Annotated in this window: 9 protein-coding genes; all 9 read right to left on the bottom strand. The window is 38.1% G+C overall.

Features of this window, described 5'->3' with window-relative positions:
• Position 1: 1 nt before the first annotated feature.
• Positions 2-1,381, bottom strand: a complete 1,380-nt coding sequence (nrfD, locus tag ACH2CJ_RS01750) for an NrfD/PsrC family molybdoenzyme membrane anchor subunit (RefSeq protein ID WP_394990352.1) — start codon at positions 1,379-1,381, stop codon at positions 2-4.
• Between the two features lie 59 nt (positions 1,382-1,440).
• Entirely contained in the window at positions 1,441-4,521 is a 3,081-nt protein-coding gene (locus ACH2CJ_RS01745) for a TAT-variant-translocated molybdopterin oxidoreductase (protein ID WP_394990351.1), read from the bottom strand.
• 82 nt (positions 4,522-4,603) lie between these two features.
• Positions 4,604-5,860, bottom strand: coding sequence for a c-type cytochrome (locus ACH2CJ_RS01740; RefSeq protein ID WP_394990350.1), 1,257 nt, complete (start codon positions 5,858-5,860; stop codon positions 4,604-4,606).
• A gap of 399 nt (positions 5,861-6,259) precedes the next feature.
• The gene (gene ftsY, locus ACH2CJ_RS01735; protein ID WP_394990349.1) at positions 6,260-7,231 is read right to left on the bottom strand and encodes a signal recognition particle-docking protein FtsY; all 972 of its coding nucleotides are present in this window, start codon (positions 7,229-7,231) and stop codon (positions 6,260-6,262) included.
• Positions 7,232-7,344: 113 nt separating this feature from the next.
• Positions 7,345-7,812 carry a GNAT family N-acetyltransferase gene (locus ACH2CJ_RS01730; protein WP_394990348.1) on the bottom strand — a complete coding sequence of 156 codons (468 nt, stop codon included), beginning with the start codon at positions 7,810-7,812 and terminating at the stop codon, positions 7,345-7,347.
• Positions 7,813-7,887: 75 nt separating this feature from the next.
• Positions 7,888-8,283, bottom strand: coding sequence for an acyl-CoA thioesterase (locus ACH2CJ_RS01725; RefSeq protein WP_394990347.1), 396 nt, complete (start codon positions 8,281-8,283; stop codon positions 7,888-7,890).
• Positions 8,280-10,265, bottom strand: coding sequence for an FG-GAP-like repeat-containing protein (locus ACH2CJ_RS01720; protein WP_394990346.1), 1,986 nt, complete (start codon positions 10,263-10,265; stop codon positions 8,280-8,282). Before ACH2CJ_RS01720 ends, ACH2CJ_RS01725 begins: the two co-directional genes overlap by 4 nt.
• Before the next feature lie 78 nt (positions 10,266-10,343).
• Positions 10,344-11,813 (bottom strand): DUF1501 domain-containing protein, encoded by a 1,470-nt coding sequence (locus ACH2CJ_RS01715; RefSeq protein ID WP_394990345.1) that lies wholly within the window; start codon positions 11,811-11,813, stop codon positions 10,344-10,346.
• Positions 11,814-11,881: 68 nt separating this feature from the next.
• On the bottom strand, positions 11,882-12,707 hold an 826-nt coding region (locus ACH2CJ_RS01710; protein WP_394990344.1), incomplete at its 5' end, for a DUF1553 domain-containing protein.

The following is a 12,707-nucleotide window of genomic DNA, read 5'->3' as shown; positions in this document are numbered from 1 at the left end:
ATTATGCTGTTACTTTTTTCTTTTCTGGATATTTTTCAGAAGATGATTTTAATACCGATTTTACTTCTGCCATATTTATTACAGGCAAGAATTTAGAAAACAAGAAGAAAGCGGTAAAGAAAAATCCAAATGAGAAAATATAATCCGAAATATCGCCCAAACGTGGCGTAAAATATGCCCAACTCGATGGTAAATAATCACGGTGAAGTGATGTTACGATGATTACAAAACGCTCAAACCACATACCAATATTCACAATTACGGCCATTACGAATGATACAAGAATGTTTTCACGAATTTTCTTGAACCAAAATAATTGTGGAGAAAGTACGTTACAAGTCATCATTGCTGCATAAGACCACCAAAGAGGACCAGCCATACGGTTGATGAAGGCATACTGCTCATATTCAACTCCTGAATATGCCGCCATGAAAAACTCTGTAATATAAGCGATACCAACCACCGAACCCGTTAGTGTGATGATTTTATTCATCAACGAAATATGCTCAAGTGTTACGTAATCTTCTAATTTATAAACAACTCTTGTAACTAACATCAAGTTTTGAACCATTGCAAAACCAGAGAAAATAGCACCCGCTACAAAATATGGGGGGAAAATTGTCGTGTGCCAACCTGGAATTACCGAAGTAGCAAAGTCAAAAGATACAATTGTGTGTACAGAAAGTACAAGTGGGGTAGAAAGTCCTGCCAAAATCAATGAAACGTCCTCATATCTTGCCCAAGCTTTAGCTCCACCTGTCCAGCCAAGAGCCAATGCTCCATAAACTTTCTTACGCATACCAGTTGCACGATCACGGATAGTTGCTAAGTCAGGAATTAGACCAATGTACCAGAATAAACATGATACTGAGAAATAAGTCGAGATTGCAAAAACGTCCCATACTAATGGTGAGTTAAAATTTACCCACAAAGAGCCAAAAGTATTTGGTAATGGCAAAGCAAAATAAGCTAACCACGGGCGACCCATGTGCATCACGATGAATGAAGCGGCACAAATTACGGCGAAAATTGTCATTGCTTCTGCTGCACGGTTGATTGATGTTCTCCATTTTTGACGGAATAACAACAAAACGGCAGAAATAAGTGTACCTGCATGACCAATACCAACCCACCATACGAAGTTAGTGATATCCCATGCCCAGCCTACAGTTTTATTCAAACCCCATACGCCCAGACCTTCCCACCATGTCCAAAATACCCAAGCTGTACCATAAAGTAGTACAAGCACCGATATTCCAAACACGATTTTCCACTCTCTAGTCGGTTTACTTTCAACATGTCTGCAAATGTCTTCTGTTACGTCATGGTAGGTTTTGCCTCCCATTACTAACGTTTCTCTTATTGGTGAAACTACGTGCATAGTTTTTTATATTTATTATAATCTATAATTTATGGCATTACACCAAACTACTTTCAGAATTATGAATGCTCTTTGTGTTCTACTTTTGCTTCAACTTTTTTTACAACACCATCTTTGTTACGAATCTTGGTCAAATAACTCAACTGTGGTCTTACGTTAATTTCTTCTAAGACATTAAATGCACGTCCTTCTTTTTCTTCTTCTAACATTTTTGAGATAGCTGATTCTGAATCAAGCATATCTCCAAAAGTGATTGCATTGGTAGGACAAGATTGCGAACAAGCTGTTACGATTTCTCCATCTACTGGACGGCGACGTTCTTTTTTGGCAGTCAATTTACCAGCTTGAATACGTTGCACACACATTGAACATTTTTCGATTACGCCACGTGAACGAACGGTTACGTCTGGATTTAACACCATACGACCTAAGTCGTTATTCATGTGAAAATCAAAATTGTCGTTTTCAAAATACTTGAACCAGTTGAAACGACGCACTTTATATGGACAGTTGTTGGCACAATAACGAGTACCGATACAACGGTTATAAGTCATTTGATTTAATCCTTCCGAGCTATGAGTAGTAGCTAAAACTGGGCAAACTGTTTCGCATGGAGCATTTGAACAGTGCTGACACATCATTGGTTGGAATACAACTTCTGGATTTTCAGCAGCAATTTCTAATGCTTTGAAACCTGAGATTGGCCCTAATTTTTCTAGTGCTTCGTCATGCTCCATTTCAGAGCTATAATAACGGTCAATGCGAATCCAGTGCATTTCTCTTGCACGAGCAACTTCGGCTTTTCCTACTACTGAAACGTTATTTTCTGCTTGACAACTTACTAAACACGAACCACAACCTGTACAGCTATTGAGGTCAATAATCATTCCCCAACTGTGGTTTTTCTTTTCGTGCCCGTTCCAAAGGGTGATTTGGTAAGGGCTTTTCTCGCCTTCTGATGTTTCGATTTTTGGCTCAAAACGTCCTGCTTTTACATTATCCACATATTCACCCAAAACAGATTCTTGTACGACTGCCGTACGACCCATGATAGTGCTATGTGTTTGTGTTTGAGCTAAGGTATAATTATCTTTTATTTTTTCTATTTTAGCATCATTTGCCCAAAATTGACCATTAGAAACCCAAGGGTAAACATTTCCACCAACAGCACCAGATTTTCCTGCCGCAGTACGACCATAACCCAAAGCTATTGAAATTGTACCGATCGCTTGACCTGGTTGAATCAAAACAGGCACACCACCCTCCATGTCTTTGCCTAAACCTACTAACTTTTTACCTCCTACGGTTACATTTACAATATCACCTTGTGCAATTCCTAATTCAGTAGCTGTTTTTTGTGAAACAGCAATCACATTTTCCCAAGTAACTTTTGAGATTGGGTCTGGTAATTCTTGTAACCAGGGGTTGTTTGCTTGTATGCCAGTTCCGATAGCAACTGATTCATAAATGCCAACTTCGATTCCCGAACCTTTTACTTTTGCAATAGAAGCTGCTGCACTTTCTAAATTACCATTGAAAGAAGCACCCGAAGCTACTGCATTTTCGTTTGGTTCGTAAACACCATCGTGCAATGCTTGTACCCACGATTTTCCGCTAAGGATATTTTTCGTCCAGTTCGACTTCAAATATGCTTGATAATCGCTGTTTGCACCAGTCCAAGTCAAAAGGCTTGATTGTGCTTGACGAGTATTGAAAATCAATGAGATAGTTGGTTGAGTCAAAGAGTAGAAACCTTTCTTTGGCTCTGCGTCGTTCCAAGACTCTAAATAATGAGGAGCTGGAGCAATATATTTACATTTTGAAGCTGTTTCGTCTGCACGGTCGGCAAATGAAACCGACAATGCTACTTTACTCAAAGCTTCTCCTAATTCAGCACCTCTTGCGTGGTCATAAACTGGATTTGACAAGAAAATAGCTGAGCTCACTTGTCCTGCTTTTGCTTCATTGATAAATGCTGTCATTTCAGCATCATTACCTTGACGGTAATTTACAGGAGTACCTAAATCTATTGTTGAGCCATAACTTCCAAGTAAACTATTTAAGGCATTAACGATAGTTTGAATTGCTGGGTCGTTAGAGCCCGATACAACTAAAGCTGCTCCTTTTGCTGCTACAAGGTCTTTGGCACATTTATCTATATTTTGAGTTTCAACTGCAGAAGCTGCAATTGCTTTTCCACCCAATGCTGCTGCAACTTTATTGTATAATGCGGCTACCACTGCTCCTTCTTGCGAAGGTTTCATCATGCCACGATAATCGGCAGATGCACCAGTGATTGTCATTCCAGTTTCATATTGGTAATGACGTGACATTACACGTTTGCCATTTTTCCCACTACTTAGTTTACGAGTTTCTGCCCATTGTTTTGAGAAAGTTACAGGAGAAATCCAAGTACCTAAGAAATCGGCATTAATACCTACGATTACACTTGCTTTACTAAAATCGTATGAAGGAACTACTGCTTGACCGAAAGATTCGGCATTTGCTTGAATTAAACCTGATGCAGAGTTTGCATCATAAGTTACTAATTTGGCAGTTGGATATTTTGAAGAAAAATCTGCAATTACTTTTTTTGTAGTTGGAGAAAGAATTGAATTTGAAACAATGCGAATATTACCACCTTTGGCTAATCCTGCAATTACTTCTTTGTCAAGGTCTTCCCACTTAATATCTGCACTTCCTTTTTGAGGAGCTTTCAGCTTTTCGTTGTCATAAAGGCTCAAAACAGACGCGTGAACTCTTGCACTTACGCCACCTTTAGTAATACTTGATAATTTATTACCTTCAATCTTAATCGGGCGACCTTCACGGGTTTTTACTAAAATACTGCAATAATCGCCACCTTCTGCGTATGTTGAAGCATACCAGTTAGGAATGCCTGGCTCAACACTTTCAGGTTTATTAAGATATGGAATTGCTTTACGAACTGGAGCATCGCAAGCCGCCAAAGAAACTGCTGCCAATCCAAAGCCCAATACCTTTAAGAAATCACGGCGTTGAACGGACTCGTCATTTTCAATTTCGTCTAAATTAAATTCACGATTGGCATTTTTTACAAATCCAATGTCGTTTTTCAACTCCTCAACCCCTTTCCAATACTTTTTAGTAGTATTCTCCATAGTACCCTATAAATCCTTGAGAGGACTCTTTAATATTTATACGATTAAGTTCTTTTTCTAAACTACTTGATAAAAGTAGTTCTTAATAGTGACATTTAGCACATTCTAAACCACCATTATCTTGTACTTTCATAGCACCTTTGCTTACTAAACTGTGGGCTTCCATCAATTTAGTATAGTAGCCATTGTCTTTGCCATTCACTTCTGACTTACGGTGACAATCAATACACCAACCCATTGTCAGTGTTGAACGTTGTTGAACAACTTCCATCTTTTCGATTTCACCGTGACAGTTTTTACATTCTAAACCACCAACGTTTGTGTGTTGTGCGTGGTTGAAATACGCCAAATCTGGTAAGTTATGAACACGTACCCACTCAATTGGCTTATTATTTTCGATGGCTGAATAAATCTTTTGAATTTCAGGCGACTCACGCTTGATTGCATTGTGGCAGTTCATACAAATGTTTGCTGAAGGAATACCTGATTGTTTTCCTTTGTAAACACCCGTGTGGCAATAAGCACAATTGATTTTCATTTCGCCTGCATGTAGCTTGTGCGAGAAATTGATTGGTTGCTTGGGTGCATAACCTTGATGTACACCAATGCCATACATACCATCGAAAGTTGCTTTTGAAGCTAATAAAATAAACACCCAAACGATTGCCGAGCGAACTGTTTTATTAGAAGCAATATTTTTGAAGCTTGCTTGAAGATTTTGAACAAACGAAGTTTCGGTTGCAACCGTTTCTCCACCTGATAATTTATTAAGTAATTTCAAGATTCCTAATAAAGCTACCAAAACCAAACCCATGATTACTAAAAGAGCAACCAAGATGGTATTAACAAATTTTCCACCGCCTGTTTCGGCTGATGCCGAAGAAGCCACTGCTGCACCTACAACTGGAGCCGCAACAACATTTGCCGATTTGATATAAGCCAAAACTGCTTTTACTTCTGGGTCTCCGAAGTTTGCAAAAGCTGTCATTTGAGTTTTATTATACTTCAAATAAAGCTCATTGGCATATTTATCTCCGCTGCCTATTACACCCATTGGGTTGTTTATCCAACTTTTCAACCAAGCATAATCACGGCGTTCTTCAATACCTTTCAAACCTGGACCTACTATAACATCAGCTGTAACAGCATGACATTGAGCACAGTTGTTTTTAAATAAGCCTTCACCTTTGGTTACATCACCATCGGCTACTGCGGGTGCTGCTGCTGGAGTAGTAGCTACTGCAGCTTCGGCGGGTTTGTCTTGTGCTATTGCGTTGCTAAAAGAAATGCTTGCAACAAAGGCAATTGCTAAAACTGATTTATAAAATTTACGAATCATACTTATATATATAATGTAGTACGCCTACTTTTTCAGACTGCAAAACTACGGCACGATTGCTTTGCATCAAACAGGTTTTGTAATTTTTTTTATAAATTAACGTAATTTAGAATAATTTTAAATAAGTACATAACTTATTGATAATGAGTTATTTATAATAAAAAACCATTCCATAATCAACGTATAGTGATGATGATGGAATGGTATTTTAGCAAGAATATACGTAAGTAGGAAACGGATATTCTGTATGTAATATTGGATCTTTCTTCTTTAGTAATAATAGTACAAATATAGGGTATATTCGTTTTTTATGCAAGAACACATGTCTTTTTTTGTCTAAAATGGCTTTTTTTAATTACAATGACATGATTTCGACTAAAAAACGCAATTAAAAAAAAACTACTTCTTAAATAATGAATCTACAAATTCCATTTTGTTAAAAACCTGCAAATCATCCATTTTTTCGCCTACACCTATATATTTTACAGGAATCTTGAATTCGTCGGAGATACCAATAACTACACCACCTTTAGCTGTTCCGTCTAATTTGGTAATCGTCAAAGAATTTATTTCTGTTACTTTCGTAAACTCTCTTGCTTGAATAACTGCATTTTGCCCTGTGCTTCCGTCTAAAACTAACATTACTTCGTGTGGAGCTTCGGGTAGGAATTTCTGAACTACTCGTTTAATTTTTCCCAATTCGTTCATCAAATTTACTTTCGTATGCAAACGCCCAGCAGTATCAATAATGATTATATCTGCACCCATTTCCATTCCCTTTTTTACGGTATCAAAGGCAACAGCCGAAGGGTCGGTGTTCATACCGTGTTCGATTACTGGCACGCCTACCCTTTCTCCCCAAAGTTTGAGTTGGTCAACGGCAGCCGCCCTAAAAGTATCTGCTGCACCTAATACAACTTTCTTACCACGTTTATGAAATTGATGAGCTAATTTGCCAATTGTGGTAGTTTTTCCAACGCCATTTACTCCAACAACCAAAAGCACATAGGGTTTTGGTAAATGCTCTGTTTCGTAGCTATACGGAATGCCACTCGCTTTTATGTCGTGTGAGTTATTTTCTGATAATAACTCTGCCACTTCTTCTCTTAATATTTGGTCTAATTCTTGAACATTTGTATATTTATCTCGTTCCACTCGTGCCTCAATTCGACGAATAATTTTTACAGTTGTTTCAACCCCAACATCTGAACTAATCAAAATTTCTTCTAATTCGTCTAAAACCTCCTCATCAACCTTCGATTTTCCAACAATTACCCGTGAGATTTTATCAAAAATGTTGGTTTTTGTTTTTTCTAAGCCTTTGTCAAGCGTTTCTTTTTTTTCCTTGCTAAAAAAGTCAAAAAGTCCCATTATTATACTTTTAAGAGTGTTTCAATGAGCGAATGAGTGAATAATATAGTGAGTGAATAATCATCCTATTATTTAAAGCTCAATCTAACTCCTACATAATTTAATATTATACTTCAATAATCTAATTTAAGTTTCATCCCTTCATGCGATGTCACAAAACCTAATGATTCATAAAATCGAATAGCATCTGGTCTTTTTTTGTCGGTCGCAAGTTGTACCAAATGACATCCTTTTTCTTTCGAGCGATTGATTGCATATTCAAATACTTTTTTACCAATTCCTTGCCCTCGGTATTTTGAATTTGTGCGAACCGCCTCAATCTGTCCCCTTAGTCCACCCTGATATGTCAAATATTGTATAAATGTTAGCTGAAAAGTTGCTACTTTGACACCATTCATTTCAACGACGGTTAATTCTTGATTGGGATCAGATGCTATCTTTTCAAAGGCTTTAAAATAGCTTTCGGGAAGCGTTTTTTCTATTTTTTCTCTCGAAGCTCCAAGCGTGTCATCCAAAAGCATAAGAACAATATCGAAAAGGTCGTCTTTTGTTGCCAATCTAAACGTCAATGTTGTATTCATAGGCTTGCTTTTCAAGTCATTTTGGCAAAATTAGAGCTATTTTGTTAGACTTTTGGCTAATATTTGAAGAATCTTTTATTTTGATTCAGGAAAAAATTGATTGACGATTTCTTCGGTAATGCGTTTGGGGCGAAAAGTTTGTGCATCAAGTGCAATCCAATGCGTAACAGAACGAGCTAAAATTTCATTTCCTCGCATGATTTCACAATGACGCTCGCTTTTTACACCTACGAAACTATCGACCCAAGTTTTTACGACCAAATCTTCGCCCAGAAAAGCGGGTTTTAGATAATCTATTTCGTGTCTGCGTGCTACCCAAATTATCTGCGAAGCAATTTCTTGTGGTACAGTTTTCCAATGTCCAATCGCAGCATCTTGCACATAACGCAAATAAATGATATTATTCACATGATTTAGCTCGTCAATGTCTTCGGCAACGACTCTGATAGGGAGATGAAAAATATAGGTCATTTTAAGCTTCTCAAATGTCGTAATGAAATTGGCAAATGTTGTTTTACATCAACATTTTCATCTTCAATATAATAAAATTTCACACCTGTTTGCATAGCAGCTCGTAATATTTTTTTGAAATCTAATTGCCCAGTCCCTACCGCAACATCAGAAGTTAATGGTGTTCCACCAGTCAATTCACCCGTTTCTTGACCAATTTTCATATCTTTGATGTGCAAAGCTACGAAACGACCTTTATGTTTTTTCAGCAATAAAGCAGGGTCTTGTCCGCCATGAAATGCCCAATACACATCACACTCATAACTGACATTTTCGGCATTGGTTTTCTGAACCATATAGTCGAAAAGCGTACCTTCTTCGCTTGGTTTAAACTCAAAACCATGACAATGATAATAAAAATGAATACCTGATTTTGCCAAAGTTTCACCTGCTTTATTGAAAACTTTGATGGCTTTGTCGGCATCTTCACGCTCAAATTTATTGCCTACGTGCGGAATCCATGCTGTACCAGCATATTTGATACCCAAAGCCTTACAAGTAGCAACAACTTTATCAAGGCTATCTCGAAAAAGGTTAAAATCCAAAAGTGTACTATACGGTTTTAGCCCTGCTTTGTCTAATTCTATTTTGAAATCTTCAGTTTTCATGCCATAAGTTCCTGCTACTTCTACTTCTGTTATTCCTAAACTTTTAACGTAGGCAAGCGTTCCTTGCACATCTGTTTTAAAATAATCTCGTAGGCTATACAACTCAAGTCCGATACGGTCGCTTAATACTTTACTGATATTTGGTTGGCGTTCGCCTGTGCCATTTTGCAACCACATTTCGAGATGCGGTGCGTGCCAATTATATGATTTTGAGATAATATCCAAATCACCGTCGCCATCAATGTCGGCAACTCGTCCTTCGTGAAAATCAATTCCTTTTTGGAAAGTTGTTTTCGTAAATCCACCTTTTCCATCGCCATAAAGTATAAATGCTTCGGCATTTGGATTATCATCTTTTGGTTCTTTCTCATTCCACTTTACCATTTCTGCACAAAAAATATCCAAGTTTCCATCATCATTTATGTCGTTTACTTCGAGTGTTTGAGCATGAATTAAATCTCTACCTATCAAGTCTTTAGCTTTCCAATTCTCCGAAGCTTCAGCACTTCCAGTACATTCATAGAGCATCAAGCGACCATTTTTATTATCCGAAGTATATAAGAGTTGCATTTTCTTTCCCGCTCTAAATTTTGCCGCAACTACTCTTCCTGCATCCTTTCCTACTTTGGTTGCTTTAAATTTTCCATCAACATATTTAAACCAATAATTTCCTGCTACTAAATCTTTATTTCCATCTCCATCCACGTCGGCTGCGGTACAACCTTCCATATTTTTGATATTTCCTTCTGGCGAAAAAATTGGCTCAAAAATCCATTTTCCTTTCTTTGTATCCTCTGGAATATTAGAAATAAAAAGTGTGTTTGCTCCATTATTCCAAAAAGCTAATTGAGCTTTCCCAATTTGCTTGAAATCACCAAAAACAAGTTCATGATTATTTGTTTCTCCTTCATTTTTAATATCATGTCTTGCCCAAGGCACATTTGGATTGAAAAATGGAACTGGGTTTTCCCACCACCAAATTTTATTACTTTGACTATCTCCACCAAAAATTAAATCTTTATCTCCATCATTATCAATATCATAAAAAGTTCCTCCTGCGTCAATGGGCAGAAGTTCTTTCTCTACAACAAATTCTCGCCAACCGATTGCACGGTCGAATTTGAAATAAATAATAGATGGGGTTTGCCCTCGACCGCACATCACAAATTCATCAATGCCATCATTGTCGATATCTAAAATTAAAGAAGCAGTTTGTTGAGTAGTTTTCCAAGAAAGTGGAATTGCACTATCTTCGCTCGAAATATGTTCCCATTTTTGGGCTGTTGAAATTAGAATTGAGCAAGAAAAGGTAATTAATGCGAGTAGTTTTTTCATTTTCAGGAAATAGAATTTTCAATGCAAAAGAATTCTTGCAAATATAGGGGAAAATAATGAGCCAATGAGCGAATATTTCTATGCAATCACCTCCTTAATTACCTTTCCAGCCACATCGGTTAGCCTAAATGGACGACCTTGAAACTGGTAGGTCAATTTCTCATGGTCAAGACCTAATTGGTTCAAAATCGTAGCTTGCAGGTCGTGTACGTGTGTTTTTCCTTTGATTCCATAATACCCGATTTCGTCAGTTTCGCCGTGAGTAAATCCTTTTTTGATGCCTCCGCCAGCCATCCACATCGTGTAAGCCTCTACGTGGTGGTCTCGTCCGAGGAAAGGGGCAGGTTTGTTATCACGGTTTTCTTGCATGGGTGTTCGTCCAAATTCTCCTCCCCAAACAACCAAGGTTTCTTCGAGCAAACCTCTTTGTTTTAAATCTAATAATAAACCCGACATAGCTTGGTCGGTTTGTCGGCATTTATCCCACAAAGCCCCTTCGATAGATTCTGTTTTATTTGAACCGTGCATATCCCAACCCCAGTCATATAATTGCACAAATCTTACGCCATCTTCGACTAATTTTCTTGCTAAAAGGCAATTATTAGCAAAAGATGCTTGCCCAGGAGTTGTGCCATAAAGTTGATGAATATAAGCTGGTTCTTTCGACATATCCATTGTTTCGGGAACGGTCATTTGCATATTAAATGCCAGTTCATACTGCGAAATTCGAGTCAGAATTTCGGGGTCTTGAAACTCATCGTATTGCCTTTGATTGATTTCGTTGATGGTATTGATGGCTTCACGGCGTAAATCTCGACTAATTCCTTGCGGATTATTGACATAAAGTACAGGTTCGCCATTTGAGCGACATTGCACACCTTGATAAACTGAAGGTAAAAACCCACTTCCCCAAATACTTTTTCCTCCTTCGGGGTATTTACCACCAGAGGTCAAAACAATATACCCCGGCAAATTTTGATTTTCTGAACCCAAACCATAAGTTGCCCAAGCTCCCATGCCTGGTCTTCCCAAACGTGGACTGCCCGTTTGCATCAGTAGCTGTGCTGGAGCATGATTAAACTGGTCGGTGTGCATGGCTTTTAGGAAGGTAACCTCGTCTGCCATGTTCTGAAAAAATGGCAAATAGTCAGAAATCCATGCTGCCGATTGTCCATTTTGCTTGAATTTCCCTTGAGGGCCAAGCATTTTAGGAACGCCACGAATGAACGCAAAAGTTTTCCCTTCTAAATATTCTTGCGGACATTCTTTGCCATTCCATTTTTCGAGTTCGGGCTTATAGTCAAACATTTCCAATTGCGAGGGCGAACCAGCCATGTGCAAATAAATGACACTCTTGGCTTTTGAAGCAAAATGAGGCAATTTTGGCATTAAAGGATTGCCTGTCAATGGATTGGCTTTATTGCCAAAGCAACCCGTGAGCGAACCCAAAGCCATCATGCCCAAGCCCGTTGAGCATTGTTTTAGAAAATGCCGACGTTTCATATCATGCAAATGTGCGTCGCTTGCTTCTTGAAAAATGTTATTCATTTTTTATTTGTGTAAAAAACATTCCTAATTTATCTAAACTAAATCTTCTCTTTGAGAGCTTTACTCCCCTACTCTTTCGTTACAAACTCATCTAAATTTATCATCGTATTGGCAACAACAGTCAAAGCGGCAGCTTCTAAATCTGGTTTGCCTCCTTTCAAAAACTCTTTGGCATTGACAGGCTTTGCCTTAAACTTTTGCATTGAAACTTCATACAATCGCACCAAAGAAGCTAAATTTTTATTGGAAATTTCGTGAATAAAAATTTGCTGATAGCCCCATTTTATTTGTTCTTCGGCAGTTTTAGCATTTTTTTTCATTAGAATAGCTAAATTTTTGGATGCTTCAATAAAAACAGGGTCGTTGAGCAATTGCAAAGCCTGCAAAGGTGTATTGGTGCGAATGCGTCGCTGCGTACAAATTTCTCTACTTGGAGCATCGAAAGTTACTTGCTGTGGATAAGGCCCAGTGCGACGTGCAAAAGAATAAATTGCTCGGCGATATTGGTCTTCTCCTTCACTTTGTTTATAATTCAAATTACTATTTACCGCTTGCCAAACACCATCAGGTTGGTAAGGCATGACTGGTTTTCCGTACATTTTTTTACTCAACAGTCCACTAATTGCCAATGTTTGGTCTCTTACCATTTCGGCAGTCATTCTGACACGAGGGCCATGAGCAAAATAACGGTTTTGCGGGTCTTTTTCAGTCAAACTTTCGCTACTGATAGAAGATTGCTGATAAGTTGCCGACATCACAATATACTTGATGATGGCTTTAGGCTGCCATTTGTAATCATCTCGAAACTTTAGGCTCAAATAATCAAGCAATTCGGGATGTGTAGGTTTTGAGCCTTGCGTACCAAAATCCTCGAGGGTTTCAACCAAACCAATA

The sequence above is a fragment of the Emticicia sp. genome, from assembly GCF_043780375.1.
Classification (GTDB): domain Bacteria; phylum Bacteroidota; class Bacteroidia; order Cytophagales; family Spirosomataceae; genus Emticicia.
The sequence above is the reverse complement of the archived record's forward strand: the minus strand, read 5'-3'. Positions and strand labels throughout refer to the sequence as shown.

Bases quoted from the DNA above. Each gene is read 5' to 3' on its own strand.
- ACH2CJ_RS01745 (WP_394990351.1), bottom strand. From the start codon at position 4,521: ATGGAGAATACTACTAAAAAGTATTGGAAAGGGGTTGAGGAGTTGAAA.
- ACH2CJ_RS01725 (WP_394990347.1), bottom strand. From the start codon at position 8,283: ATGACCTATATTTTTCATCTCCCTATCAGAGTCGTTGCCGAAGACATT.
- ftsY (WP_394990349.1), bottom strand. From the start codon at position 7,231: ATGGGACTTTTTGACTTTTTTAGCAAGGAAAAAAAAGAAACGCTTGAC.
- ACH2CJ_RS01730 (WP_394990348.1), bottom strand. From the start codon at position 7,812: ATGAATACAACATTGACGTTTAGATTGGCAACAAAAGACGACCTTTTC.
- ACH2CJ_RS01740 (WP_394990350.1), bottom strand. From the start codon at position 5,860: ATGATTCGTAAATTTTATAAATCAGTTTTAGCAATTGCCTTTGTTGCA.
- ACH2CJ_RS01715 (WP_394990345.1), bottom strand. From the start codon at position 11,813: ATGAATAACATTTTTCAAGAAGCAAGCGACGCACATTTGCATGATATG.
- nrfD (WP_394990352.1), bottom strand. From the start codon at position 1,381: ATGCACGTAGTTTCACCAATAAGAGAAACGTTAGTAATGGGAGGCAAA.
- ACH2CJ_RS01720 (WP_394990346.1), bottom strand. From the start codon at position 10,265: ATGAAAAAACTACTCGCATTAATTACCTTTTCTTGCTCAATTCTAATT.